Annotated in this window: 21 protein-coding genes; 6 read left to right on the top strand and 15 right to left on the bottom strand. The window is 65.5% G+C overall.

Annotated elements, in window-relative coordinates; translation table 11 throughout:
- Positions 1-416: SH3 domain-containing protein (locus tag AC58EF_RS11825; RefSeq protein ID WP_497276451.1), on the top strand; the 416-nt coding region annotated here is incomplete at its 5' end.
- Positions 417-760: 344 nt separating this feature from the next.
- On the opposite strand, the gene AC58EF_RS11820 is transcribed toward AC58EF_RS11825, so the two are convergent.
- The 3 genes from AC58EF_RS11820 to AC58EF_RS11810 form a co-directional block, all read right to left on the bottom strand.
- Positions 761-2029: an amidohydrolase family protein gene (locus tag AC58EF_RS11820; protein WP_497276450.1), complete on the bottom strand. Its 1269-nt coding sequence runs from the start codon at positions 2027-2029 to the stop codon at positions 761-763.
- Between the two features lie 101 nt (positions 2030-2130).
- Positions 2131-3528 (bottom strand): amidohydrolase, encoded by a 1398-nt coding sequence (locus tag AC58EF_RS11815; protein WP_497276449.1) that lies wholly within the window; start codon positions 3526-3528, stop codon positions 2131-2133.
- Positions 3528-5054, bottom strand: a complete 1527-nt coding sequence (locus AC58EF_RS11810; protein ID WP_497276448.1) for a peptide MFS transporter — start codon at positions 5052-5054, stop codon at positions 3528-3530. Before AC58EF_RS11810 ends, AC58EF_RS11815 begins: the two co-directional genes overlap by 1 nt.
- A gap of 143 nt (positions 5055-5197) precedes the next feature.
- Between AC58EF_RS11810 and AC58EF_RS11805 the strand changes: the two genes are divergently transcribed.
- Complete coding sequence (locus AC58EF_RS11805; protein ID WP_497276446.1) at positions 5198-5776, top strand: nitroreductase family protein; 579 nt, start codon at positions 5198-5200, stop codon at positions 5774-5776.
- 71 nt (positions 5777-5847) lie between these two features.
- Positions 5848-6192, top strand: coding sequence for a GntR family transcriptional regulator (locus AC58EF_RS11800; RefSeq protein ID WP_497276444.1), 345 nt, complete (start codon positions 5848-5850; stop codon positions 6190-6192).
- Positions 6193-6292: 100 nt separating this feature from the next.
- On the opposite strand, the gene AC58EF_RS11795 is transcribed toward AC58EF_RS11800, so the two are convergent.
- The 8 genes from AC58EF_RS11795 to AC58EF_RS11760 form a co-directional block, all read right to left on the bottom strand.
- Complete coding sequence (locus AC58EF_RS11795) at positions 6293-8332, bottom strand: tetratricopeptide repeat protein (RefSeq protein ID WP_497276443.1); 2040 nt, start codon at positions 8330-8332, stop codon at positions 6293-6295.
- 3 nt (positions 8333-8335) lie between these two features.
- Positions 8336-9700, bottom strand: a complete 1365-nt coding sequence (gene prsR, locus AC58EF_RS11790; protein ID WP_497276441.1) for a PEP-CTERM-box response regulator transcription factor — start codon at positions 9698-9700, stop codon at positions 8336-8338.
- Positions 9700-11760 (bottom strand): XrtA/PEP-CTERM system histidine kinase PrsK, encoded by a 2061-nt coding sequence (gene prsK, locus AC58EF_RS11785; RefSeq protein ID WP_497276439.1) that lies wholly within the window; start codon positions 11758-11760, stop codon positions 9700-9702. Before prsK ends, prsR begins: the two co-directional genes overlap by 1 nt.
- Before the next feature lie 10 nt (positions 11761-11770).
- Positions 11771-13159 carry a TIGR03013 family XrtA/PEP-CTERM system glycosyltransferase gene (locus tag AC58EF_RS11780; RefSeq protein ID WP_497276437.1) on the bottom strand — a complete coding sequence of 463 codons (1389 nt, stop codon included), beginning with the start codon at positions 13157-13159 and terminating at the stop codon, positions 11771-11773.
- Positions 13160-13325: 166 nt separating this feature from the next.
- Complete coding sequence (locus tag AC58EF_RS11775; protein ID WP_497276436.1) at positions 13326-13586, bottom strand: hypothetical protein; 261 nt, start codon at positions 13584-13586, stop codon at positions 13326-13328.
- A 54-nt stretch (positions 13587-13640) separates the two neighbouring features.
- The gene (locus tag AC58EF_RS11770) at positions 13641-14279 is read right to left on the bottom strand and encodes a sigma-70 family RNA polymerase sigma factor (RefSeq protein WP_497276434.1); all 639 of its coding nucleotides are present in this window, start codon (positions 14277-14279) and stop codon (positions 13641-13643) included.
- 145 nt (positions 14280-14424) lie between these two features.
- Positions 14425-14556, bottom strand: coding sequence for a hypothetical protein (locus AC58EF_RS11765; RefSeq protein WP_497276432.1), 132 nt, complete (start codon positions 14554-14556; stop codon positions 14425-14427).
- Positions 14557-14631: 75 nt separating this feature from the next.
- Positions 14632-15423, bottom strand: coding sequence for a response regulator (locus AC58EF_RS11760; RefSeq protein WP_497276572.1), 792 nt, complete (start codon positions 15421-15423; stop codon positions 14632-14634).
- Positions 15424-15705: 282 nt separating this feature from the next.
- Between AC58EF_RS11760 and AC58EF_RS11755 the strand changes: the two genes are divergently transcribed.
- Both AC58EF_RS11755 and AC58EF_RS11750 read left to right on the top strand, forming a co-directional pair.
- Positions 15706-15930 (top strand): NepR family anti-sigma factor, encoded by a 225-nt coding sequence (locus AC58EF_RS11755; RefSeq protein WP_497276431.1) that lies wholly within the window; start codon positions 15706-15708, stop codon positions 15928-15930.
- Positions 15931-16018: 88 nt separating this feature from the next.
- A complete protein-coding gene (locus AC58EF_RS11750; RefSeq protein ID WP_497276571.1) occupies positions 16019-17542 on the top strand; it encodes a sensor histidine kinase in 1524 nt (507 codons plus the stop codon).
- On the opposite strand, the gene tgt is transcribed toward AC58EF_RS11750, so the two are convergent.
- Both tgt and AC58EF_RS11740 read right to left on the bottom strand, forming a co-directional pair.
- Positions 17527-18657, bottom strand: a complete 1131-nt coding sequence (tgt, locus tag AC58EF_RS11745; RefSeq protein WP_497276430.1) for a tRNA guanosine(34) transglycosylase Tgt — start codon at positions 18655-18657, stop codon at positions 17527-17529. The two genes, AC58EF_RS11750 and tgt, sit on opposite strands and share 16 nt — an antisense overlap.
- A gap of 57 nt (positions 18658-18714) precedes the next feature.
- Positions 18715-18894 carry a hypothetical protein gene (locus tag AC58EF_RS11740; RefSeq protein WP_497276429.1) on the bottom strand — a complete coding sequence of 60 codons (180 nt, stop codon included), beginning with the start codon at positions 18892-18894 and terminating at the stop codon, positions 18715-18717.
- A 236-nt stretch (positions 18895-19130) separates the two neighbouring features.
- Here AC58EF_RS11740 and AC58EF_RS11735 point away from each other — a divergent pair, with 236 nt between their 5' ends.
- On the top strand, positions 19131-20084 hold the full coding sequence (locus tag AC58EF_RS11735) for a crotonase/enoyl-CoA hydratase family protein (protein WP_497276427.1): 954 nt from the start codon (positions 19131-19133) through the stop codon (positions 20082-20084).
- Positions 20085-20153: 69 nt separating this feature from the next.
- Here AC58EF_RS11735 and AC58EF_RS11730 read toward each other — a convergent pair whose 3' ends face one another.
- Both AC58EF_RS11730 and putA read right to left on the bottom strand, forming a co-directional pair.
- Positions 20154-22136, bottom strand: a complete 1983-nt coding sequence (locus tag AC58EF_RS11730; protein ID WP_497276426.1) for a putative bifunctional diguanylate cyclase/phosphodiesterase — start codon at positions 22134-22136, stop codon at positions 20154-20156.
- A 113-nt stretch (positions 22137-22249) separates the two neighbouring features.
- Positions 22250-25846, bottom strand: coding sequence for a trifunctional transcriptional regulator/proline dehydrogenase/L-glutamate gamma-semialdehyde dehydrogenase (putA, locus tag AC58EF_RS11725; protein WP_497276424.1), 3597 nt, complete (start codon positions 25844-25846; stop codon positions 22250-22252).
- Positions 25847-25925 lie beyond the last annotated feature (79 nt).

Here is a 25925-nt window from a genome sequence, read left to right as displayed (position 1 = left end):
CCGCGCTGGCGGCCCCCCCCAAGCCCGTGCCCTATTGGGCGTCGCTGGCCCAGGACGAGGCGCGGATGCGCGTCGGGCCGAGCCTGGATTACCCGTCCAACTGGGTCTATCGCCGCCGCGACCTGCCGGTGAAGGTGGTGCAGGTGCTGGGCCTGTGGCGCAAGGTCGAAGATCCCGACGGGGCGCAGGGCTGGATGCATGTCCGCCTGCTGAGCGACACGGCGACCGCGATCGTGCGGGTCGAGGTCGCGCCGCTGCACGAATCCGCCAGCGACGGATCGCGCACGCTGTTCCGGGCGGAGCGCGGCGTGGTCGGGCGCCTCAGCGACTGTTCGGGCGGCTGGTGCGGCTTCGACGTCAAGGGCCAGCGCGGCTATGTGAAGGCGAGCGACGTGTGGGGCGCGACCGGGACATAGGATTTGCCGGGCCTAACTTCGCACATTTCCCGCAAGTTTTGACATATTCATACGCGCGTTGGGAATTTCGTTACAAACGGGATGCGGTTGCGGAGGATGCGAAAGAGCCGCTTTCCGGTTTGGCAGATGAACGGCATGGGGGACAGCTTTGGGGCTAATCCCGACGAACCTCGCCACCTGACGAGGAACCTTGCCCCGATAATGATCCGGCAGGGATGGGTGGTTAGGCGACTGACGGCTTTTCATTCTCCCCTCCCCTTCAGGGGAGGGGCTATGAAGGTCCGCTCCGACCGTTACCGGACATTACCCAAAACAAAAGGGATCAGGCTCGCCGCCCCTTTCTCTTACCATTCATAGGCCTTGGGCAGTGCGCCTTCGGTCGGCGTGGCGTAGCGGTCGCGCAGTTTCGTCTGGCGGTTCTCGATCGGCTGCTGGATACCGTCGATCCACACCGCGACCGGGGCGGAGGTCATTTCCAGCGGGTCGCCGTCCCAGATCACCACGTCGCCCGCCTTGCCGGCCTTGAGCGATCCGATACGGTCGCCCAGCCCCATCGCTTCGGCCGGGGCGGACGTGATGGTACGCAGCGCCTGCCCCCAACTGAGGCCGGTCGCGCCCGGCACCTTGTTGAGCGCGACCATATTGCCCGCCTGCTGGGTGGCGAGGCGCAGTTGCAGTCCCTCGTCACGATCCATCAGGCCCATGGAGACGGCGACGCCCGCCTTCACCATGCGGCCGACATTGCTCTGGGTCGCGGCCAGCTTTTCGAAGCTGGAAGGCAGGTCGTCGAGGCCGCCGGCGATCACCGACACCTTGGCGGCGGCGATCTGGCTCGCCACCATCCAGCCTTCGGCCGCGCCGGCGAGAATCAGCTTCAGGGCCGGGAAATCCTGCCGCAGCGCCAGCACGCCCAATATGTCGCGGGCGCTTTCGGCATGGACCATCAGCGGCATCGCGCCGGTGACGACCGGGACCAGCGCTTGCGCATCGACGCGATTGAGCAGCGCATCCTTCGACCGGCCGTCATAGCTGGCGGGCGCCCTGGCATAATCCTGCGCTTCGCGCAGCATCATCCTGAAGGTCAGGATCGCGGCGGCGCGGCTGCCGCCGGCTTCCTCCGCACCGGATTCGCCCATTTCGACATATTGGAAGGCGCGCGCCTTGGTGATCGGGTTCATATCCGCCCCCAGATCGACCACCGCGCCCTGTCCGGCGAAGATAGTGTTCCCGGTGGCGGGCACCACGACCGCGCGGGTGACGCCAGCGCTGCGGCTGACCGCGATCGGGTTGGCGAGTGGGTTGATCGCGGGCGCGACGTCGATCGCCGCCGAAAAGGGCGAGCGGGCAGTGGTGTCGTTGGTCTGCCTGACCCCCGGCACCTCGACCAGGCCGACGCGGGAATAGCCGGAGACGAGGCCGGGCGTGACCCATTTGCCGCTGGCCTCGATGATCTTCGCCCCGGCCGGGACCGCCACGCCCGCACCGGCCGCGACGACCTTGCCCCCCGTGATGACGACCGTGCCGTTCTGGACGGGTTCGGACCCGTCGCCGATCGCCAGCGTCGCGCCGGTGATGGCGATGGATTGGGCGAAAGCGGGGGTGGACAATGCCATAGCCAGCAACGCGACGGCCGTTCGTTTCGAGCGCAGTCGAGAAACGTTGTGCAAGGCGCTTCTCGACTGCGCTCGAAGCGAACGGAGGTTTTTCTGTACGCTCATTTCACGTCTCCCGCGCCGATCTGGCCCAGTTCGAAATCGGTCACGGGCCGCAGCTTCGGATTGGCGCTGTCATACATCAGCGCCCCGTCGATCCAGACCTTTTCCGGCCTCGTGTAAGTGCTGAACGGGTTGCCGTTCCACAGCACGACATCGGCCATCTTGCCGACCTTCAGGCTGCCGGTCCGGTCGGCGATGCCCATGGCGTGCGCGGGGTTGATGGCGAGCCAGGTCCAGGCCACTTCGTCGGGAATGTTGATCCCCATGCGGCGGCCCGCGCCCAGCGCCTTGGCCGCTTCCTGGTTCAGCCGCTGGATGCCGTTTTCATCATCCGAATGGACGATGGCGCAAGCGCCGGCCCGATGCACCAGCGGGACATTTTCCTTGATGCCGTCATAGGCTTCCATCTTGAAGCCATACCAGTCGCCCCACATCGCCGAGCAGATGCCGTTTTCGCGCAGCAGATCGGCAATCTTGTAGCTTTCGACCGCATGGTGGAAGGCAGTGATCTTGTAGCCGAATTCCTTCGACATATCGATGACATTGGCCATCTCGTCCGCGCGGTAGCAATGGTTGTGGACCAGAATCTTGCCTTCCAGCACGTCGGCGAGCGTTTCCATGCCGAGGTCGCGGGTCTGGTCCTTCCCGGCGGCGCGCTTCTTCTGATATTCGCGCGCCTTGATCCAAGTCTGGCGGTCGACCGCCATATTGCCCATGCGGGTGCTGGGTTCCCGGCCCTTGGCGCCGTAGACACGCTTGGGATTTTCGCCGCACGCCATCTTCAGGCCATAGGGCGCGCCGGGAAATTTCATCGCCTGCATGGTGCGAGCCGGGACATTTTTCAGCGTCACGCTGCGCCCGCCGAAGAGATTGCCCGATCCGGGCAGGATCTGGAGCGTGGTGACGCCGCCATTGGCGAGCGCGCGGCCGAAGCCGGGGTCCTGCGGCCATATACTGTGTTCGGCCCAGACATGGGGCGTCACCGGCGACGTCATTTCATTGCCGTCCGACAGCGCGTCGACGCTGGGCGAGGCATAGACGCCCAGATGGCTATGGATGTCGATGACGCCGGGGGTCAGATATTTGCCCGCGCCTTCGAACACCGCGACATCGGCCGGGATCGGCGTGTCGGGACCACCGATCGAGACGACCTTGCCCTCCGACAGGAAAACCACGCCATTGTCGATGCGTCCCCCTTCCCCGTCGAAGATGGTCGCGCCACGAATCACCGTGGGGCGGCCGGGATAGGGCTTGTAGGTGGAGGGATAGGGGTTTTCGGGTTCGGCCGACGATCCCTGTCCGGCAGGCGCTTCATCCCTTTCCTTCTTCGCCGCTTGCGCGCCGGCGGTCCCCGCCAGCAACGCCGCGATCAGCAGCCATTTGCCGCCTATGTTCATCAATCTTCCTCCCTGTTCGAGGATAGGGTGTCGAGATGCATCATCCGTTTCACATAGGGCGAAACGAGCAGCACCAGCCCTCCAACGATGACCGCAAACCAACCGATTTGCGTATAGACGTCAAGCACTTGCGTGACATTCCCGGCTTCCCCGCTGCCGGTCGCGCGGGCGATGAGCCCGGCGATGAAATTGCCCGCCGCCATGGCGAGGAACCATGTGCCCATGACGAGGCCCACCATGGACGACACCGAAAGGCGCGTCATCGCGGACAGGCCCACCGGCGAGAAGCAGAGTTCAGCCATGGTGTGGAAGAGGTAGATGAGAAAGACGAAGATCACCGGCGTGAGATTTTCGCCCGCCATGGCCGCGCCCGCCACCAGCACCAGGAAGCCCGCGCCGCACAGGATCAGGCCGATACCGAACTTGGCCGGCGAGGACGGTTCCAGCCGGCGCTTGTCGAGAAAGGTCCAGAGTAGCGCGAAAAGCGGGGCGAACAGGATGATGAAGACCGAATTGACCGACTGGAACAGCGAGGCCGGGACATCCCACCCCAATATGCTGCGATCGACATTGCGGTCGGTGAAGATGTTGAGCGACGATCCGGTCTGTTCGAACAGACCCCAGAAAAGCGGGTTGAGCGCGATCAGGAAGAGCGCGGCGAACATACGGTCCCGATCGACCCTGCCCAACGTGCCGACGATCCGCCAGAGGATATAAATCACGGTCAGGGCGGAAAAGCCGAGCAGCGCATAGCCCAGCAGTTCGGCGTAGCGGATCACGCTCCATATCGCGATCACGGCCAGCGCGGCGCCGAGATAGATGGTCCATTCCTGGCTGAGGCCGGCGGCGGTCGGCTGACGCAATTGCTGCGGCGCGGGTGGTTCCCCCCGGCCGAGCAGCCACGGCTTCAGCCAAACGAACATGACGAGGCCGAGCAGCATCCCCACGCCCGCCGCGCCGAAGCCCCAGCTCCAGCCCCACAGTTCGCCGAGCAGACCGCAGACGATCGGCCCCAGCATCCCGCCCATGTTGATGCCCATGTAGAAGATCGAATAGGCCGGGTCGCGGCGATGATCGTCGCGCGGATAAAGTTCGCCGACGAGAACCGACACATTGGCCTTCAGAAAGCCGGTGCCGACGATGATGCTGGCCAGCGCCAGATAGAAGCCGTTGAGGAAAAGCGGGTCCTGTCCCCCCGGCCCTTCCGTCACGGCGATCAGGAAATGGCCGATGGCGATGAACACGCCCCCTGCCAGCACCGCCTTGCGCGGTCCAAGGAACCGGTCGGACAGATAGCCGCCGATGACCGGCGTGATGTAGACCAGCGAGGTATAGGCGCCATAGAGAAGATAGGCCTTGTCCTCGCCGAAGAGGAAATGTTTGGTGAGATAGAAGATCAGGATGGCGCGCATCCCGTAATAGGAAAAACGTTCCCACATTTCCGCGAAGAAGAGCAGATAAAGCCCACGCGGATGGCCAAGCCAGGTCTTGCCCGCTTGCGCCGATACCATGTCCGAGGTCGCCATTGAGGCCCCTTTATTATATCTTGTGCGTCGGGCCTCCGGGGCGCCGATCAGGATGGCGCGCAACCTAGAGCGGAAGGGTTCATCCTGTCAAAAGGGCGCTCTGCCCTTGCGCTCCGGCACGGCGCGCGCCATCTGTCTGCGCGATGTTCAACGACCTCTCCTCCCCGCTCGCCCTGCTCAAGACCCGTCGTTCCGGCAAGCCCCGCGATCTGGTTGCGCCCGGCCCCGATGACGCCCAGCTGCGGCAGATATTGGAGGTGGCGCTGCGCACGCCCGATCATGGCAAGCTGGCGCCGTGGCGCTTCGTGATCGTGCCGCAGGACAGGCGCGCGGCGCTGGCCGCCCTGCTGGAGCGCGCCTACCGCGCCGAAAAGCCCGACGCCGGGCGGCTGGAGATCGAGGCGATGCACCAGTTCGCGCATCAGGCGCCGACCCTGGTGGTCGCACTCTCCGCCCCGGTGGCGGACAGCAAGATTCCGCTCTGGGAACAGCAATTGTCGGCGGGCGCAGCGATCATGAACCTGCTCCACGCCACCCATGCACTGGGCTTCGCCGGGGGATGGCTGACGGGTTGGCCGAGCTATAATGAGGATGTGCGCGCCGCGTTCGGGAAGGAAGGCGAGAAGATTGCCGGCTTCGTCTTCATCGGAACGCCCGGCAAGCCGCAGGAAGAACGGCCACGGCCAGATTATGACGCCATCGTATCCAATTGGGACAGATAATTACGCAGACAAAGGAAATTGCGTAATTGCATGGCTTGACCCCCATGGCTGTATTATGGCACTGATGCACTATGGCTGACGAATCCAAACCCGTCTATCTCCGCCTGCGGGAGATTATTGCCGCCTCCATATTGGATGGGGACTATAGCGATGGCGACCTGCTCCCGTCGGTGCGCGCCTTTGCCGCGGCGCAAGGGGCCAATCCGCTGACCGTGGCCAAGGCCTATCAAAGTTTTCAGGATGACGGGCTGGTGATCGTGAAGCGCGGCGTCGGCATGTTCGTCGCCGACGGCGCGACCCGCCGCCTGCGCAGCGCCGAGCGCGAGCGCTTCCTGGAAACGGTGTGGCCCCCGGTCGCAGCGCAGATCAAGCGGCTGGGGCTGCGGATCGACGAACTGGATTTGGCGAAGGCTTGATCCTGCCCGCGACTGCAAGTTCCGTTCGTTTCGAGCGTAGTCGAAAAACGGATAGCGCATCTTTCTCGTTTCTCGACTACGCTCGAAACGAATGGAGGTTTTATAGAGCCGCCAGCGCCGCAAGCGCTTCCTGCCGGCCGGTGAAGCCCGGAACAGCGGCCGCGCGGCCCAGCGCCAGTTTCGCCTCTCCCTTGCGCCCGGCGGCGGCATAGGCCTGACCCAGATGCATTTGCAGCGCGGGCGCGGCCGGCGCCATGGCGACGGCCTTTTCGAGCAGATCGACGGCCGCCGGTCCCTTTTCCCCCGTGCGCAGCAAGACCCATCCCAGCATGTCGGCGGTCATCGGATTGCCCGGCATCAGACGATAGCCATGGGCGGCATAGGCGCGCGCCGCCGCCCGATCGCCGCCTTCCAGCGCGGCGCGGGCAAGATCGGCCATCAGCACCGCGTCATTGTCACCGATCTGCCCCCGCACCGCGCGCAGCATCCGCAGCGCGCGGCGCCAGTCCTGCGCCTGTATGGCGATGCCGGCCGCGAGGCGCTGCGCCTCCACATCATTGGGGTTCTGCGTCAGGAATAGTTGCACGACCTGCGCGGCGCGGGCCGGGTCGCCCGCCCGCTCCCATGCGGCGGCCAGGCGCAGCGCGGCGTCACGGTCGAAACGGATATTGGCGCCGGCCTCATAGGCGCGCGCGGCCTGTTGCGGCTGTCCGGCGGCGCCCAGCGTATCGCCCAGGATCAGCCAGGCGGCGGGCGCACCGGGATTGGCGCGGCTGAGCAGGCGCGCGCGGGCAAGCGCCTCAGCGGCACGACCGGTGCTGAGCAGCGCGCGGATATAGGGGATATTGTCGCTTGCCGTCGCGGCGTTGGCGGGCGGCGGGCCGCCGGCCAGCACGGCATCGCGCGGACTGGCGAAGGGATCGGCGGCGGCGCGCACCGGCCAGTCGGCGCGGGCGAGCATGTCGTTCGCCATGGCGCGATCACCCAATGCCTCCTGCGCGCGCGCCGCCAGCGTCAGCACATAGGGATCGGCGTCGCGCTGGGCGACGATCGGCGCGAGCGTGGACGCGGCGGAGGCGAAGTCGCCATTCAGATAATAGGCGCGGCCGAGCAGGGTGCGGGCGGTGCGGTTGTCTGGCTGCGCTTCGACCAGCGGCCCAAGCGCTTCGGCCGCGAGCACGGCATTGCCATCCTCCAGATGCAGCACGCCGCGCAGCAGCCGGGTCGCCGGCTCGCCGTCCAGCCGGCCGCGCGTGCGGTCCAGCAGGGATCGCGCCAGATCGGCCTTCCCCACGCGCGCCGCCATCACCGCCTGCATCATCCAGGCGCGCGGATTGGACGGGTCGAGCGCGAGGATGCGGCGCGAGAGGCTGAGCGCCTTGCTCGCCTGCCCCGCATCGGCGAGGGTCGCCGCATATTGCTCCAGCGTGGGCACGGAGTCCGGGTTGACGGCGAGCGCGCGGTCGAACCAGGGCATGGCGGCGATCAACCCATATTGGGCGCGGGTCAGTTCGCCGCGCAGAGTGAGCGCCTTAACATTGGCGGGCGCGAGCGCCACGGCGCGGTCGGCCGCCTGGATTGCACCACCCTGATCCCCGGTTGCGAGACGGAAATGGCCAAGCTCGATCCAGTTTTCGGCGTCGTCGGGGGCAAGCGTCAGGTTGCGGTCCAGCGTCGCGCGGGCGCTGCCCAGATCGCCCTGCGCCAGGGCGACGCGCGCGACCACATGCGCCGCCGCGACGATGGATGCCTGCGGCACGTCGGGCGCCCGCGCCTCGCGCAGCGCGCCGTCGAGATCACCCTGAAGCAACAGCGCCTGCGCCATCACGGCGCGGCCCTGGGCGGCGGGCCAGCCGAGCGAACGGGCGCGTTCCACTTCCGCCTGCGCGCCGGCACCGTCGCCCAGTTCGGCGAGCGCCCGGGCCTGCGCGGCATGGGCCTGCACCGACCGGCCATTGCCCTTGATCGCATTCATCAGTTCGACCCGCGCACTGCGGGCGTCGCCCCGGTCGAGCGCGGCAAGGCCTCGCGCCAGCGCCGCGCTGCCGTCGCGTTCATGCGCGCGCCATTGCCACAGGCCCGCCGCACCGAGCATCAGGGCAGCCGCGCCGGCAAGCAGAAAGAGACGGGAGCGGCGCATGGATCAGTTCTGAATCTGATATTGTTTGAGCAGGTCGTAGAGCGTCGGCCGGCTGATTCCCAATATCTTAGCCGCGCCGGAGATATTGCCGTCGGTGCGCGCGATGGCGCGGCGGATGGCGCGACGGTCGGCCATTTCGCGCGCGGCCTTCAGGTTCACGACGTCTCCCCCTTCAAGCCGGTCGTCATCCAAGTCGAGATCGGCCGCGGTGATGAGCTTGCCGTCAGCCATGATGATCGCCCGTTTCATGCGATTTTCCAGCTCGCGAACATTGCCGGGCCATGGCCAGGCGTCAAGCGCGGCGAGCGCGTCGGGGGCAAGCCCCTTGACCTGCGGATTCATTTCGCGCGCAAAGCGCATCAGGAAATGACGCGCCAGCAGCGCAGGGTCGCCTGGCCGGTCCCGGAGCGCGGGGATGCGCACGACGATTTCGGCAAGACGATAATAGAGATCCTCGCGGAAGGCGCCGGCGGCGATCATCTCGTCCAGGTTCTGGTGGGTGGCGCAAACGATGCGGGTGTCGACGGCGATCGGCTGGCGTCCGCCGATCCGTTCGATCACGCGCTCCTGAAGGAAGCGGAGCAGCTTCACCTGAAGCGGGAGCGGAATGTCGCCCACTTCGTCCAGAAAGAGCGTCCCGCCCTGCGCCTGTTCGATCTTGCCGGGCGTGGTCTTGATCGCGCCGGTGAAGGCGCCCTTTTCATGCCCGAACAATTCTGATTCCAGCAGGGTTTCGGGAATAGCGGCGCAGTTGATCGCGACAAAGGCATCCTTGCGGCGCGGGCTGGCGTCGTGCAGCCCCTGCGCCAGCAATTCCTTGCCGGTGCCGCTCGCGCCCAGCAGCAGCACGGAAACATCGGCGTTGGCGACGCGATCGATGGTGCGGGCGACCTTCATCATTTCCGGCGCGCCGGTGATCAGGCGCCCCAGCACCCGCCCGTCGGCCGGCGCGGTTTCGGCAAGGCGGGCATTTTCCCGTTCCAGCGCATGAACATGGAAGGCGCGGCGGACGATGAGGCCGAGTTCGTCGATATCGACCGGCTTCTGGTAGAAGTCATAGGCGCCACCCGCGATCGCATCCAGCGCGCTTTCGCGCGCGCCATGGCCCGATGCGACGATCACCTTGGTGTCGGGCTTGATCCTCAGCATCTCCGTCAGGGTCGCGAAACCCTCGCTGGTGCCGTCGGGATCGGGCGGCAGGCCAAGGTCCAGCGTCACCACGTCCGGGGTTTCCGACCGCAGCATCTCGATCGCTTCCTGACGGTCACCGGCGATGAACAGCTGATAATCCTCATAGGCCCAGCGCAGTTGCCGCTGAAGGCCCGGATCATCCTCCACGATCAGCAATTTGGGGCGCGTATCACTCATCAGGCGGCCTTTTCTGTGTCTATGCGGGGCGCCAGCGGCAGGCGCAGGGTGAAGCGGCTGCCCAGCCCGAGCTGGCTTTCGACCTCGATCCGTCCGCCCATCGCTTCGGCCAGGCTGCGCGCCTCGAACGCGCCGAGGCCGAAACCGCCCGCCTTACTGGAGGAAAAGGGCTTGAACAGGTCGCGGCGGACATATTCGGCGCTCATGCCGCTGCCCTTGTCGATCACTTCGACGATGGCGTCGCGCGCATCGGCGGAAAGGCGCAATTCGACCGGACTGTCGGGCGGACTGGCGTCGATGGCGTTCTGCATCAGGTGGATGAGAATCTGCTCGACGCGCACGGGATCGGCGATCGCCATGGGCGCGGCGCCGACGACATGCACGGGATGCTGGCGGGCGCGGGTCCGGGCGACCTGATCGAGCAGATCGCGCAGCGCCATCGGGCGCGGCTCTTCTCGCCGGCTTTTGTTGTGCTGCGACAGGCGGGCGAGCATGTCGTTCATCTTGCCGACCGATTCCCTGAGCGTCAGCACCATGTCGGCGCGAAATTCGGCATTGTCGGCATGGCGCTCCGCATTGCGCGACAGCAGGGACAGCTGGCTCACCAGATTCTTGATGTCGTGCGCGATGAAGGCGAAGCGGCGGTTGAATTCGTCAAAGCGCCGCGCATCGTCCAGCGCCTGTTGGCCTTGCGCCTCGCTGATATAGGTTGCGGCCTGCCGCCCGGCGGCGCGCAGCATATCGAAATCCTCCCAGTCGAGCCGCCGGTCGATCGGCGGGCGCGCGAGCAGGATCGCGCCGATCAGCCGATGATAATGGATCAGCGGGGCGAGCGCCCAGGCGCGTCCGTCCTGCATGACCCAGTCGGGCGGCGGGGGCGCATGATCGGCCTTGGCAAGGTCCAATACCCAGCCGCTTTCCTCCAGCCAGGCGACCAGTTCGGGCGAGAGCGTCGCCGCTTCGGGCAAGTCACCGCTCCAGTTCCAGTGGGTTTCGAAAGCCAGCCCGCCCTGCTCGTTGCGCAACAGCAGCATGGCGGCGGGGGAATCGGTGATGTCGGCGACCGCCTTCGCCACGCGCTGACCGAGCGGCGCGGGATCTTCGCCGGGGCGGGCGATCGTCTCGCCAAAGCGCATCCATTCGGTGCGATAGTCGTAGCGATGCTGGAAGAAATGCTTGGCGACCTGCACCTTCCACAGCGCGCGCATCTGCGGCGAGGGCAGCAACACCAGTGCGGTTACGGCGGTGAAGAAGACCGCGCCGATCTCCACCAGCCGGGCATAGGGACCGGCGATCAGCTCGATCAGCACCGCCGCCGCGGTGATGATCACGACGTAGAGGGCGACCGCGAAGATGGAGAGCGACTGGACGGTCAGCGTGCGCGACAATTGCAACCGCCCGGCCATGTCCTTGCGCATCCCGATGGCGATGACCGGCGCGAGCAGGGCCATCAGCAAGCCCCGCAGCGCATAGAGTTCGCTCACCCGATCGATCGCGAAATAGCTGATGGCGTAGAGGCTGAGATCATAGGTCCACATCGCCGCCAGTGCGCCGAGCAACAGCGCCACCCTGCCCCGTTCGCGCGACGGCCAGGCGGTATAGAGCTGATGAACCAACAGCAGGCTGCCGATCGCGGTCATCATGCGCAGGATCAGCGAGCAGGTGACGAGCGCGTCATGTATGTCGCTGTCGACCGGCAATTGCCGCCAGGCAAGATCGGTGAAGGTCTGAAGCAGGATCAGGCCGGCGACCGCCGCATAGACGGCGGCTACCGCACCGATCGGGCCGGAGCGGCCGACAGGGCCACGGCGCAGCATCGCGAACAGGGCGAGCAGCCAGGCGGCGTTGCGGATGCTTTCGCCCACGCCCGACAGCGGTTTCGACACGCCGCCGAACGAGACGTAGAGCGCCCAGCAGGAGGTGAGCAGCAGCGCGCCCGCCAACATGCGCAGATCGATCGCTTCCTCGCGCCGGCGCAGCAGGAAGATGCCGAGCGCGGCGAACAGCACCGCCGCCAGCGCATGGCCCCAGTCGCCGATAAATTGCAGGAGGACGCCCACGCCCCGCCCCTCAGCGCGCGCCGTCGGGCCAGAGGATGACCCGCGCGGTCTGGAGGAGGATCAGCAGATCGAGGAAGGGCGTGTAGTTCTTGGCATAATAGAGGTCATATTCCAGCTTGTGCCGGGCATCCTCGATCGATGCGCCATAGGGATAGTTGATCTGCGCCCAGCCGGTGATGCCGGGCTTCACCATATGGCGTTCGGCATAATAGCGCAGATGCTGTTCCAGATCCTCGACGAACTGGCGGCGTTCGGGGCGCGGGCCGACGAAGCTCATTTCGCCCTTCAGCACCGTCCAGGTCTGCGGCAGTTCGTCGATACGGAGTTTCCGCAGCCAATAGCCCAGCCGCGTGATGCGCGGATCATCCTTTTCCGCCCAGACCGCCTGGCCTGCGACTTCAGCGTCCTGGCGCATGGTACGCAACTTAACGATCCAGAATTCCTGGCCGTAAAGACCGACGCGCTGCTGGCGGTAAAAGGCCGGCCCCTTGCTGTCGAGCTTGACGAGCAGCGCGGCGAACAGGATGATCGGGCCTGTCAGGATCAGCAGGATCAGACTGGCGACGATGTCGAACAGCCGCTTGGCAATGCTGGACAGACGGCGGCCGGCGGAAAAACCGTCGGAGAAGATCAGCCAGCTGGGGTTGACGCTGGCCAGGTCGACGCGGCCCGTCTCGCGCTCCAGAAAGCTGGACAGGTCGTTCACATGGACGCCGGTCGTCTTGATGCGCAGGAGGTCCGCCATGGGAATGGCGTTACGCCGTTCCTCCAGCGCCAGCACGACTTCGCTGGCGTTCAGGCGGACGACGAAATCGGCAAGATTATAAACCGCGCTGCGGTTGATCGCTTCCTCAATCACCTGCGTGCCGTCATTCATCGCGATATAGCCGACGACGAGAAAGCCCGAGCCCCTGCGCCGTTCCAGTTCGCGGATGCGATCGGCGCGATGGCCCGCGCCCAGCACCACCAGCCGCCGCTTGAAGGCTTCGCCCCCCAGGATCGAGCCGAGCAGCAGCCGGACAAGCAGGAGCAGCGAGAGCGACAAGCCCATGGCGTAGAGCGAATTGGACCGCCAAAGCGTCATGCCCGGTAGCAGGAAATAGAGGACGGAGAGAAAGATCACGCCAAGCGACACTGCCACGAGAAGCCGCGCGAAGGCGAAACGGATCGATTGAAGGGATTCGGGGCCATAGACGCCCACGGCGATCATGGCGGTCTGGATGGCGGCGGCAAAGCTGAGCAGCGGGCCGATCCGGGTGACGACAGGGTCAACCGTCATGCCGATCTGGTGGGCGCGCAGGATCCAGCCCGCTTCCGCCGCCGCAAGCAGCAGCATGAAATCGAGCAGCCCCAGCAGCAACACCGCGTGCGGCACATAATGTTTGAACAGCCTGATCATCGTCGCGTTTTTTCCGCTGCCGTCCGACCGCGAATCCCTAGTTGCACCGGACAGCGCCTTACAGAAGATTGTAAGGAAATCCGACGCTGACCATCCTGTCGGAAAATGACGAAGAAATTCTGAATCCGGCGCTAGGGATCTGCCGGCAAGGGCACGGTTCAGGCCGTCAGTTACGGTTGCGCAATTGGTCCGCCGCCTTCTCCGCCGCGTCACCCACCACGGCGGCGGCGTTGTCGACGGCGCCCGCCGCCTGGGTCAGCTTGTCCGCCTGCCGATCTTGCCGCCGCTCATTGGTCAGATAGAAAAAGGCGATCGCCAGGATCAGGGCCAGCGCAACCAGGGCGAATACCACGCTGCCGCCGCGCGAGCGCATCGGCTTCTCATCGCCGCCAGGCGGTTCCCGTGGGGCAAGGGGATCTTCGTCCATATCGCTTCTCTCCTCCCTGGGACTGCGAAGCGCCATGCCGAAGCGTTCCGATCGTCAGTCCTCTTCGTCCGAATGGCTTTCGACGCCGCGGCTCAGACGATCGACATCCTCCATGATCTCGTCAAGCACCGCCGAATCGGTCGTGACCTGGCTGCGGCGCGAGGGGAGATCGCCATTCTCCAATATCTGCTCCAGCGCGGCCCGGCCGCGCGCGACGCGGCTCTTGATCGTCCCGACCGCGACGCCGCAAATCTCCGCCGCTTCTTCATAGGCGAAACCGCCCGCCCCGACCAGAATCAATGCTTCGCGCTGCGGCTGGGGCAATTGCAGCAGGGCGCGCTGCATGTCGCTGAGTTCGACATGCTTGTCCTGCCCCGCCGGCGCCGCGAGGATGCGGTCTGCCGTCAGATCGTCCCAGTCGCCGCGGAAACGCGAGCGCCGCATCTGCGAAAGATAATGGTTGCGCAGGATGATGAAGGTCCAGGCCCGCATATTGGTGCCCGCCTGGAAACGCGCCCGCGCCGCCCATGCCTTCAACAGGGTTTCCTGAACCAGGTCGTCCGCGATATCGCGGTTCCCTGACAATGAGCGGCCAAATGCGCGCAGATGAGGGATGACGGCCGCAAGCTCGCGCTTGAAATCCGCATCCGACAGTGCGGCCCGCTCCTCGGCGCCACCAACGTCTTCATTCATGGGAACAACCCCCGTGCTGGCTGTCGCCCTCGTCGCATGAACCGACGTCGTCAAAGCCATAAATGCGCCCGTATCCTAAACCGTTTATCGTCAAAACCCTGCGCCCCGTCCACGCCCAAACACATCCAAAGGCCTCATCCAGGGATCACATCCAGAGCAGGGCCAGCATCGCGATGACTGCCAGAGCCAGCGAGATGCCGAGGACATATCGCACGACATGCTCCTTGGAGCCTGCCCGAGCCTTGTCGGTCGCGATGTGCTGTTCATGGTCAACCATGGCACGTCTCCCGATCGTTACGGTTCATTAACGCGACCGTCGACCGGGAGTTCCGTCCTGTCCGCAAAAGGGCGGTCAGGCGGGCGCCGTCGCTTCGTCGAAGAAGAGCGCCTGGGAAATCGCCGCCTTCACCGTCGCACGCTGGAATGGCTTGGTGATGAGGAAGGTCGGCTCCGGCCGTTCGCCGGTCAGCAGGCGTTCGGGGAAGGCGGTGATGAAGATCACAGGCACCGAAATCTCCGCGAGAATATCCTTCACCGCGTCGATACCGCTCGAATCATCGGCGAGCTGGATGTCGGCCAGAACCAGTCCCGGCCGCTCCGCCATGGCTTCGCGCACCGCATCCTCGCGCGTGACGGCGATGGCGGTGACTTCATGGCCAAGGTCGCGGACGATGGTTTCGATGTCCATCGCGATGATCGGTTCGTCCTCGATGATGAGAACCTTGGCGCGCGTCTGCGCCTCGATTTCGGTCAAGGCTTCCTCAACCAGTCCCTCGACATCGGCGCCGTCCAGACCGACCAGATAGGCGACGTCATCGACCGTGAAGCCTTCGAGCGCCGTCAGCAGCAGCGCCTGGCGCGGCAGCGGGGTCAGGCGGCCCAGCCGCGCCTGGGCAATCGCCTCACGCCCGTCGCCGGCGGTCAGCGGCACATCGTCCAGATGCGAGGAGGACCAGATGGCGTGGAAAGTCTTGTAGAGGCCAAGGCGCGGATCGACGTCGGACGGAAACTCCTCCGGCGCAGCGACGATCGCCTCCAGCGTGGCGCGGACATAGGCGTCGCCATGCGCCTGGCTGCCCGTCAGCGCGCGGGCATAGCGCCGCAGAAACGGAAGATGGGGGTGGAGTTTCTGTCCAAGCGACATCGTCAAATCTTCTCCCTGCCCGATAACAGGCCAACACTCTCCGGCCCGCGGACGGAGGAAAGGAAGGATGGAATGTCCATGCTGCGATGGCAACCCCCCGCCCCCCTTCGTCCCGCCCATGGCCGGTGGCGTCAAAAAAACGCTTCGCGTATCGGAACCATCGAAGCGCAAAATTGTTTCGCAGCCATATGGTTTTTTCGACGATATCGTGAATTTCGCAGCCATTATACGGGACGATGAATTGACGTCCCGCGCGATTCCCGCGAATACGGGCAGGCCGGCGTGATTGAGATTGCTTCAAAGGGGCAGATTTTGGTTTCTTCAACAACGGAACGACGGTCAGCGGGAGAAGGCGGGAAAGGCGCGAAATCGCCTTCGCGCAAGAATCGCAGCGCCAGCGCCAAGAATGAAGGCCATGTGTCCCAGGTGTTGCGCACCGTCTACCAGCGTGCGGTGGACGAAGATATTCCCGCGGAAATGCTGGATCTTTTGAGCAAATTGGATTGACGTCATCATGACCGGGGGCAGTCTTCCTCCGGCGGCCCGGTCGCTGACGGAACCGCTTGCCAACTTCTTCCGCTCCACCGGCGTCAAGATGTTCCTCATCCTGACGCTCGCGCTCCTGCCGCTCGGCCTGATCGCGCTGATCGCGTCATTGCAGGCAATCCGCACGGCCGACCTGGAAAAAGAGGCGCTGCTGCGCGTCGCCGTCACGCAGAGCGCGCGCAAGATGACCGCCGACCTGCAATCCGACCGCACGGCGATCCAGCTGACCATCAATGGCCTGGATGCCCTCGATACCCGTATTTGCGACCGGCTGGACCTGTTCCTGACATCCAACGACGCCGAAGGCGGGCTTTTCTATATCTATGACCGGGCTGGCAAGCGGATATGCGGATCCCGCCGGGCCGAGCCGGATGGGCTGGACCCGCGCGAACGCTTCACGGGGCCGCCGGCGCAAATATTGACGGACACGCCCTATCTCGTGACCCGGATCAAGAGTCGCGACAATCGGCTGGTGGGCCTCGTCTATTATTCGCGGCTCCATCTGGAGAGCGTCGCCGATCCCGCCACAGCGCTTCAGAACCGGCAATTGAGCCTGCGTCAGGGCGACAGTCAGTTGATCATCAGCCGCCCCAGTGCCCCACTCATCTACGGCCATAAAACCAGCCTGTCCGCCCGCATCGATCCGCCGGACATCGTGCTGACCATGACGGTAAGCGATCCGCCCGCAACGCTGGCGCGCACCCTGTCCCTCTTCCTGCCGCTGGTGATGTGGTTCGCCGCAGCCGCGATCGGCTGGTTCGTGGTCAACCGCCTGCTCATCCGCCCGCTGGTGCTGCTGCGGCGTGCGGTCGCCAGCTATCATCCCGGCGAGGTGCTGGAACCGATGCGGCGGGTGCGCACGCCCGCGCAGGAGATCGTGGCGCTGGGCGATACGTTCCGCGAGATCAGCGAGGATGTCGCCACCCATGAGGCGGAAATGGCCGAAGGGCTGGACACCCAGCGCAAGCTGACCCGCGAGGTGCATCACCGGGTCAAGAACAACCTGCAGATCATCGCCAGCCTGATCAATCTGCACGCCCGCTCCGCTCATGATCCCGAAGCGGTCGAGGCCTATGCGTCGATCCAGCGTCGCGTCGACGCGCTGTCGGTCGTGCATCGCAACCATTTCGCCGAACTGGAGGATAATCGCGGCGTCGGCGTGCGCCCGTTGATCAGCGAATTGTCCGCCAGCCTGCGCGGCACCGCGCCGTCCGATGCCCGCCGCTTCGGCATCCAGATCGACAGTGACGACCTGCATATCAGCCAGGACGTGGCCGTGCCGGTCGCTTTCCTGGTGACGGAACTTGTGGAACTGGCGATGCAGCTCGCGCCGCAGGGCGGGATGCGGATTTCGGTTCAGCAGCAGGCCGACGCGGAGAATCGCGCCGTGCTGGAGGTTCGATCAGCGGGCCTCAGCGAATCCGAGGCGATGACCGATCTTCTGGATGACCGATATCGCCGCGTGCTGACCGGCCTGTCGCGCCAGTTGCGCGCACCGCTGGAGCAGGACGGCGAGTCGGGGTCTTTCGCCATCGCCATCACGATCATCCCCGACCGTCAGACACGCCTATAATCGCGGCGGAAGTCGGCGGTGAAGCCGGCCAGCGTGCCGGCAGCGATATTGTCGCGCAGGCCCTGCATCAGTGCCTGATAGAAATGGATATTGTGCTGGGTCATCAGCATGGCGCCCAGCATCTCGCCCGCCTTCACCAGATGATGGAGATAGGCGCGGCTCCAGGTCGCGCAGACCGGGCATTCACAGCGCGGATCGAGCGGCCCCAGATCCTCGGCGAACTTGGCGTTGCGGATGTTGAGCGGACCGGCCCAGGTGAAGGCCTGACCGTTGCGGCCCGATCGGGTCGGCAACACGCAGTCGAACATATCGATGCCCCGCTCGACCGCGCCGACGATATCGTCGGGCTTGCCCACGCCCATCAGGTAGCGGGGCTTGTCCTGCGGCAGCATGTCCGGCGCGAAGTCGAGCGTGGCAAACATCGCCTCCTGCCCTTCGCCCACCGCGAGGCCCCCCACGGCATAGCCGTCAAAGCCGATCTCGATCAGCTTCTCCGCCGAAATGCGGCGCAGTCCTTCGTCGAGCGATCCCTGCTGGATGCCGAACAGGGCGGCCCGTTCCGCATGATCGCCGCCTGCGTCGAAGCCGTCGCGCGAGCGCTTCGCCCAGCGCATCGAGCGTTCCATCGACCTGGCGGCCTCGTCATGGGTGCAGCCATTTTTAGTGCATTCGTCGAACGCCATGACGATATCGCTGTCGAGCAGCCGCTGGATTTCCATCGAGCGTTCAGGGGTCAGCATATGCTTCGACCCGTCGATATGGCTGGAAAAGGCGACGCCCTCCTCACTCATCCTGGTAAGGGCGGACAGGCTCATCACCTGATAGCCGCCGCTGTCGGTCAGGATCGGCCGCTCCCAGCCCATGAAGCCGTGCAGCCCGCCCAGCCGCGCCATGCGCTCCGCGCCCGGCCGCAGCATGAGATGATAGGTGTTGCCCAGGATGATGTCGGCGCCGGTCGCGTGCACTTCGGCCGGACGCATCGCCTTCACGGTGGCGGCGGTGCCCACGGGCATGAAGGCGGGGGTGCGGATTTCGCCACGGCGCATCTGGATCGCGCCGGTGCGCGCCTTGCCGTCAATTGCGCTGATCGAAAAGGAAAAACGAGGCTTTGTCATGCCGGCGCTCTACGGGCGAACAGCGTCGCGCACAAGAATGGCCGGTCGGCGCGCGACTCAGCCGGCCCGGCGCACGCCTTCGAACAATGCCATCGCATCGATGTTGAAGCCCTGGACGCGGCGATAGGGTCCAACGAAGCGCAGACAGTCGGCGGACAGATGAAGCGGCCATGGCTCCCCCTGCTCATCGTGCAGGGCAAGGATGACGCGGGGCGATTCAGGGCGCGGCTCGATCATGGAGACGGGAATAAATAATGAAGGTTAACAAAGCCCTGAGCCTGGCCTCTGCGGATGGCTGAAAAAATTTATGTGGCATTCGCGTCACATCGTCTCCGTTTTGGGCCAATTTGCGGCGACCTCCCTGCAACAGTCTCCAATAAAAATGGTTAATGGCCTGTCAATAATTGGTCACTTGGTTGCATCATGCCGGCGAGCCTGATCCGTTCATTCGGAATAGCAAATTGGGGGCGCAGATGATTGATTCAGGACGCTTTAGTCCGACGCGAGATGATGCCGAAGCCGTCTCCGAAGACCATTTTGGCGACAGCGGCGACCATATCTCGCCTGCCGTTACGGAAACGCCGCTCGCGGCCGCGATGCGCCAGTCGACTCTGTTCGACCTGGGGCAGATCGACGTGCGTTGGGATGAGAAACTGGCGACGCTCTGGGCGTTCATGACGCCGCTCGAACGGCCCAACTCCAACATGGGCCTGATTCGCGACACGATGGCGTGGCAGCGCGAAAGCCGCCAGGTTTTCGGCGACAAGGGCGGCATGTTGAAGTTCATGGTGCTGGGGTCGCGCTTCCCCGGCGTGTTCAACCTGGGCGGCGATCTGGAGATGTTCGCCGAATGCATCCAGCGGCGCGACCGCGAGACGCTGCTGAAATATGGCGTCGCCTGTTGCGAGATCGTCGATCGCATCTGGCATTGCAACGACATGAACATCATCAATATCGGCCTGGCCCAGGGCGATGCGCTGGGCGGCGGGCTGGAAGCGCTGATGTGCTTCGACGTCATCATCGCGGAGCGGCAAGCCCGGTTCGGCCTGCCCGAAGTGCTGTTCGGCCTCTTCCCCGGCATGGGCGCCTATTCGATCCTCCAGCGCAGGGTCGGCCCGGTGCTGGCGCGGCAGATGCTCGCGGATGGACGCATCTACACCGCCGACGAGATGTTCGAGATGGGGATCGTCACACAAGTGGTCGACACCGGCGATGGGGAGGAGGCGACGGCGCGCTGGATCAGCGAGCATATGTCGCACCATGCCGGCTATGTCGGCATCAACCGCGCCGGACGGCGGGTCAATCCGATGACGCTGACCGAACTGACCGACATTGTCGAAATCTGGACCGAGACGGCCCTGTCGCTGTCCGATCGCGACCTGCGGATGATGCGGCGGCTGGCGACCGCGCAAACCCGGCTGCGCTAGGACCCTGAGATATTCGGAAAGCCGTCCGCGTCGGTCCCCGCGGGCGCGAAACGCGATGAACAGCGATGGTCAGGCCCGGCGGCGGCGCGTGTGAACGACCGGGTCCGGGCGCTCGGCCCCTTCGAGCGGGCCGGCGGCGATCATCTCGGCAATACGTTCGCTCACGACGGGGCGGCTGAAGAGATAGCCCTGCACATTAGTGAAGCCGGCTTCGCGCGCGTGGCGAAGCTGGTCCTGCGTCTCTATCCCCTCGGCCACCGTATCCATCGACAGGTCGCGCGCCAGTTTGCCGATGGCGTGGACGATCGCGCGGTCCTCGGCATTGGCGCTGACCCCCGCCATGAAGCTCTGGTCGACCTTGAGCGTGTCGAAACGGTAGGAACGCAGATAGGAGAGCGACGAATAGCCGGTGCCGAAATCGTCGAGCGCCAGCCGCAGGCCGATCCTCTGCAATTCGCGCAAAATGGCATTGGTCTGGCCACTATCGTCCAGGAAGATGGATTCGGTCACTTCCAGTTCCAGCCGACGCGCGGAAATGCCGGTTTCCAGCAACGCGGCGATGACATAACCGGGCAGTTCCGCCGACTTGAGCGAGGCGGGCGAGATATTGATGGCGATGCGCACTTCGCCTGGCCAGGACGCCGCGGCGATGCAGGCCTGACGCAGCACCCAGCCGGTCATCGCCTCGATCATGCCGATGTTTTCCGCGATCGGAATGAACTCCGATGGCGGGATGGCGCCCAGCACCGGATGATCCCAGCGCAGCAACGCTTCGCAGGCGTCGATCTCGCCAGTGGCGAGGTCGACGATCGGCTGGAACAGCAGTTTGAGTTCGCCGGCATCGAGCGCGCGGCGCAGGCCTGTTTCAATTTCATGCACGCGGTTGAACCGCTCCTTGAGCGACCAGTTGAAGCTGGCGGAACGGTTGCGCCCCTCCCCCTTGGCTTCATAGAGCGCCAGATCGGCATGTTGCATCAGCTCGTCCATGTCGCGCCCATCCTGCGGCGCGACGGCATAGCCGATCGAGGCTGTCACCTGGAGATGATTTTCGCCCAGGTCGAAACCATGGGCGAAATAGGCGATCAGTTCCTGGGCGATGCCGGCGGCCGTCACCCTGTCGGTGTCGGGGCAAATGATGACGAATTCGTCGCCGCCGAAGCGCGCGATCTTGCCTCTTTCCTGCACGACTTCGGTCAGCCGGTAGGCCACCGCCCGCAATAGCTGGTCGCCGACCATATGGCCGAGCGAGTCGTTGATTTCCTTGAAGCGGTCCAGATCCATCCACAGGATCGCGACGGCGTCGTTGCGCTTCTGGCTGGTCTGGAAGATGTCGCGCAACCGCATCTGCATCGCCATCCGGTTTTCGAGGCCGGTTAGGCTGTCGAACCGGGCAAGCCGCTCGAACTTTTCGGCCAGCAGCGATTTGTCCCGCTTGCCGAGCAGCGCCTGAACGACGATGCGATGCGTGGTCGAACTGATTTCAGCCAGTCCCAGCACCATCATCACCATGGCGATCGAAAGGACGCGATAGCCGGTGGAGCCTTCGAGCCACAGGCCGGTGGCCGTCGGCAACAGGGTGAGGCAGACCTGCCCGATGGCGATCTGCACCCGACCCGCATTGCGGCCGGAAATACCGCCGGCATAGCCCGTCGCCATCGACACGGTCAGCATGTGGATGACGCTGTTGCCCGAGCCGACGAGCGACACGAACGCCATCAGGCCGAGCAGCCCGGCATAGACCCAGGCGCCCAGTTCATAGGCCAGTTCCCAGCCGCGCGAGGCGACGGCCGTGCCGCGCACCAGTTGGCGATGGAAGAAGACGGCCGAAATGACGCGCAGCGTCGCGACGATGCAGAGCAAAGTCACCACGCCATGGATTGCCCCGCCGGGTGAGAGGCTGGCGACGACCAGTCCGACCGCCACGCCCGTCACCGCGCCGATCGTGAGCGATGCAGGCGAGGCATAGAGGGATTCGATCAGGCTGCGACGCACGTCCGCTTCCTGGCTCGGCTGCTGCGCCCGCTTTTCCAGCAATGTTTTCAGGGCGCGCAAATGGGCAGATCTCCGATTTCTCCCGGTCTTCGCATTTTCCCTTTATTTTTTCGTTAACCGCGACGGTCAGGCGAAAATCCGTCGGGCGACGCGGGCGCCCGCCCCCCTCGCCCTCAGCCGATCATCATCAGGCTGGCGTTGCCGCCCGCCGCCGTCGTGTTGACCGACGTCGACTGTTCCTCCAGCAGCCAGTCGAGGCAATAGCCATGGCCATGATCGTCGGCATGGACCGACACGATCGGACCGGGCAGATCGGCGACGCACTGGCCGGTGGCCGCGATCTTGGCGGCGTCGCCCTCCACCAGCGCGGCGGCATAATGGCCGGTGGCGTCGGTGCCGAAGCAGGCGGCGACTTCGGCAGGCAGACCCGGCGGAACCGTCATGCCCTGCACCACGCCATGATTGCCGGTGGCGAGGACGGCGCCCATCTGGCGGAACAGCCCCTGCCGTGTCGCCGGGCGCAGCAGGATGCGGCCGCGCGGATGCAGGGCATAGAGATTGCGTTCCCCCACTGGGCCGGGCAGCGCCAGTTCGACGCCCAACGCCGATGCGTCGCCGGTGCGGCGCGCCTGCGTGGCGGCATCCCCCTCGCCCTGGCTGTCGAGCCAGTCGGCGAAGGCGTGGAGCGGCGAGCGCAAATGGCTGATGCGGGCGGCGAAGACCGGGGGCGTGGCGACCAGCCGCCCCAGATAGAGCGGCCCGCCCGCCTTGGGACCAGTGCCCGACAGGCCGCAGCCGCCAAAGGGCTGCACCCCTACGATCGCGCCGATGACATTGCGGTTCACATAGATGTTGCCGACCTTCACCCGGGCGGTGACGCGGGCGATCGTCTCGTCGAGACGGGTGTGCAGGCCGAAGGTCAGGCCGTAGCCGGTGGCGTTGATCTGATCCACCAGCGCATCGAGCCGGTCGCGCCGGAAGCGCAGGACGTGGAGGACCGGGCCGAAGACTTCGCGGCTGAGGTCCGCGATCGAGTCGATCTCGATGATCGTCGGGGGAATGAAGGTGCCGTGCACGGCCTCGGCCGGCAGCACGCTCTGCTCGACCTTACGCCCCAGCGTCGCCATCGCGTCGATATGGGCATTGATGCCGTCGCGCGCCTCGGCGGTGATGACCGGGCCGATATCGACCTTCAGCGCGTCGGTGCGGCCGATGCGCAGTTCGGCCAGCGCGCCCTTCAGCATCGTCAGCGTGCGGTCGGCGACATCCTCCTGCAGGCAGAGGATGCGCAAGGCCGAGCAGCGCTGGCCCGCGCTGTCGAAGGCGGAGGCGATGACGTCGGCCACCACCTGTTCGGCGAGCGCGCTGCTGTCCACGATCATCGCATTCTGGCCGCCGGTTTCGGCGATCAGGGGGATGGGACGGCCGGTAGGCGAAAGGCGGGTGGCGAGTTGGCGCTGGATCAGGCGGGCGACTTCGGTCGATCCGGTGAACATGACGGCGGCGGTTTCGGGCGCAGCCACCAGCGCCGCGCCGATCCTGCCGTCGCCGGGGAGGAGGTGCAGCGCATCGGCGGGAACCCCGGCTTCGTGCAGCAGGCGGACGGCCTCCGCCGCGATCAGCGGGGTTTCCTCGGCCGGCTTGGCGAGCACCGGATTGCCCGCGACCAGCGCCGCGGCGACCTGCCCCGTGAAGATGGCGAGCGGGAAGTTCCACGGGCTGATGCAGGTGACGGGGCCAAGCGCCTGCTGCGCCGGGCCGAAAGTCGTGCGCGCCTGCGCGGCATAATAGCGCAGAAAGTCGATCGCCTCCCGCACTTCGGCGATGGCGTTGGGCAGCGACTTGCCCGCTTCACGGACGATGAGGCCGAGCAGGATCGGCATCCGCGCCTGCATCGCGTCGGCAGCGCGATCCAGCGCGGCGGCGCGGTCGGCGACCGGGATGGTCGGCCAAAGCGAGGCGGCGGCGCGGATGGCGGCGACGCGAGCTTCTTCCGGCGTCGCTTCGGTGACGCGCCCCACCACATCACGATGATCGGCGGGATTGAACACAGTCCGGGCAGGACCGGCAGCATCTTCGAGCGCAGCCGTCCAGCGGATCGTCGCGCTATGGCGCAGCGCCTCACCCAGGCTGGCAAGCGTGGCTTCGTTGCTGAGGTCGAGGCCGTCCGAATTGCGGCGGTCGGGATAAAGGTCGGCGGGCAGCGCAATCTGGTCATGATGCTGGCCGGGATGGGCCATGGCGCGCACGACATCGACCGGATCGGCGATCATCTCCTCCACCGAGACATTGGGATCGGCGATGCGGTTGACGAAGCTGCTGTTCGCGCCATTTTCCAGCAGGCGGCGGACCAGATAGGCGAGCAAAGTCTCATGCGTGCCGACCGGCGCGTAGATGCGGCACGGACGGTTCAGCTTCGCCGCGCCGACCACCTGTTCGTAGAGCGGCTCTCCCATGCCGTGGAGGCACTGGAACTCATATCGGCCGATCTGGAAGTCGGGACCGGCGAGATGGTAGATGGTCGCCAGGGTCTGGGCATTATGGGTCGCAAATTGCGGGAAAACGGCGTCCGGCGCGGCGAGCAGCTTCTGCGCGCAGGCGACATAGGCGACGTCGGTATGGACCTTGCGGGTATAGACCGGGAAGTCGGGCAGGCCGTCGACCTGCGCCCGCTTGATCTCCGCATCCCAATAGGCGCCCTTGACGAGGCGCACCATGATGCGACGGTCGGCGCGGCGGGCGAGATCGACGATCCAGTCGATGACGAAGGGGCAGCGCTTGCCATAGCCCTGCACCACGAAGCCCAAGCCGTTCCAGCCCGCCAGATCCGGGTCCAGCGCCAGGCTTTCCAGCAGGTCGAGCGACAATTCGAGCCGATCAGCCTCCTCCGCGTCGATATTGAGGCCGATGTCGTAGCCCTTGGACAGCAGCGCCAGTTGCTTCACGGCGGGCAGTAGTTCAGCCATGACCCGGTCGGCCTGCGCGCGGACATAGCGGGGGTGGAGCGCCGACAGCTTGATCGAAATGCCCGGCCCCGCATAGATGCCGCGACCGGCGGACGCCTTGCCGATGGCGTGGATCGCCTGCTCATAATCGGCATAATAGCGCTTCGCGTCGGCGGCGGTGGTCGCCGCCTCGCCCAGCATGTCATAGCTGTAGGCGAAACCCTTCGCCTCCAGTTCCCTTGCGCGCTTAAGTGCTTCCCTGATCGTCTCGCCAGTGACGAACTGCTCGCCCATCATTCGCATGGCAAGGTCGACGCCGCGGCGGATGACCGGCTCGCCGGCGCGGGCGACGAGACGGGTGAGCGCCGCGCCGAGGCCGCGATCATCGACGCTGCCGACCAGCTTGCCGGTGACGACAAGGCCCCAGGTGGCGGCGTTCACGAACAGCGACTTGTCCCCGCCCAGATGCGATCCCCAGTCACCGTCAGCGATCTTGTCGCGGATCAGCGCGTCGCGCGTGTCATTGTCCGGGATGCGCAGCAGCGCTTCGGCCAGGCACATCAGCGCCACGCCCTCCTGACTGGAGAGTGCATATTCCTGCACCAGCCCCTCGACCCCGCTGCCCTTGTGATTGGCGCGCAGCGCGGTGACAAGGGTGCGGCCAGTGTCCGCGATCGCGGCGCGCGTCTCGTCCGGCAGGGTCGCCGCGGCGATCAGCGGGGCGAGCGCCTCCGCCTCGTCGCGGCGATAGGCGGCGGTGATCGCTTCGCGCAGCGGCGTGGGCTGGCGGATGGCGGGGGCGAAAGCGGCGAAGGGTTCGGTCATGGCAGCAGAATAATCCAGATCAGATTTTCGTTCCGTCTTATGAATCACCCTCCTCTGGTCGGAGTGACTTTTTAAATAG

It is taken from the genome of Sphingobium sp. WR1 (genome assembly GCF_059693745.1).
This window is presented reverse-complemented; position numbering and strand designations above follow the sequence as displayed.

Excerpts from the sequence above, each read along its gene's own strand:
- AC58EF_RS11820 (WP_497276450.1), bottom strand. The coding sequence starts at position 2,029 with ATGGCATTGTCCACCCCCGCTTTCGCCCAATCCATCGCCATCACCGGC.
- AC58EF_RS11815 (WP_497276449.1), bottom strand. The coding sequence starts at position 3,528 with ATGAACATAGGCGGCAAATGGCTGCTGATCGCGGCGTTGCTGGCGGGG.
- AC58EF_RS11810 (WP_497276448.1), bottom strand. The coding sequence starts at position 5,054 with ATGGCGACCTCGGACATGGTATCGGCGCAAGCGGGCAAGACCTGGCTT.
- AC58EF_RS11805 (WP_497276446.1), top strand. The coding sequence starts at position 5,198 with ATGTTCAACGACCTCTCCTCCCCGCTCGCCCTGCTCAAGACCCGTCGT.
- AC58EF_RS11800 (WP_497276444.1), top strand. The coding sequence starts at position 5,848 with ATGGCTGACGAATCCAAACCCGTCTATCTCCGCCTGCGGGAGATTATT.
- AC58EF_RS11795 (WP_497276443.1), bottom strand. The coding sequence starts at position 8,332 with ATGCGCCGCTCCCGTCTCTTTCTGCTTGCCGGCGCGGCTGCCCTGATG.
- prsR (WP_497276441.1), bottom strand. The coding sequence starts at position 9,700 with ATGAGTGATACGCGCCCCAAATTGCTGATCGTGGAGGATGATCCGGGC.
- AC58EF_RS11780 (WP_497276437.1), bottom strand. The coding sequence starts at position 13,159 with ATGATCAGGCTGTTCAAACATTATGTGCCGCACGCGGTGTTGCTGCTG.
- AC58EF_RS11775 (WP_497276436.1), bottom strand. The coding sequence starts at position 13,586 with ATGGACGAAGATCCCCTTGCCCCACGGGAACCGCCTGGCGGCGATGAG.
- AC58EF_RS11770 (WP_497276434.1), bottom strand. The coding sequence starts at position 14,279 with ATGAATGAAGACGTTGGTGGCGCCGAGGAGCGGGCCGCACTGTCGGAT.
- AC58EF_RS11765 (WP_497276432.1), bottom strand. The coding sequence starts at position 14,556 with ATGGTTGACCATGAACAGCACATCGCGACCGACAAGGCTCGGGCAGGC.
- AC58EF_RS11760 (WP_497276572.1), bottom strand. The coding sequence starts at position 15,423 with ATGTCGCTTGGACAGAAACTCCACCCCCATCTTCCGTTTCTGCGGCGC.
- AC58EF_RS11750 (WP_497276571.1), top strand. The coding sequence starts at position 16,019 with ATGTTCCTCATCCTGACGCTCGCGCTCCTGCCGCTCGGCCTGATCGCG.
- tgt (WP_497276430.1), bottom strand. The coding sequence starts at position 18,657 with ATGACAAAGCCTCGTTTTTCCTTTTCGATCAGCGCAATTGACGGCAAG.
- AC58EF_RS11740 (WP_497276429.1), bottom strand. The coding sequence starts at position 18,894 with ATGATCGAGCCGCGCCCTGAATCGCCCCGCGTCATCCTTGCCCTGCAC.
- AC58EF_RS11735 (WP_497276427.1), top strand. The coding sequence starts at position 19,131 with ATGATTGATTCAGGACGCTTTAGTCCGACGCGAGATGATGCCGAAGCC.
- putA (WP_497276424.1), bottom strand. The coding sequence starts at position 25,846 with ATGACCGAACCCTTCGCCGCTTTCGCCCCCGCCATCCGCCAGCCCACG.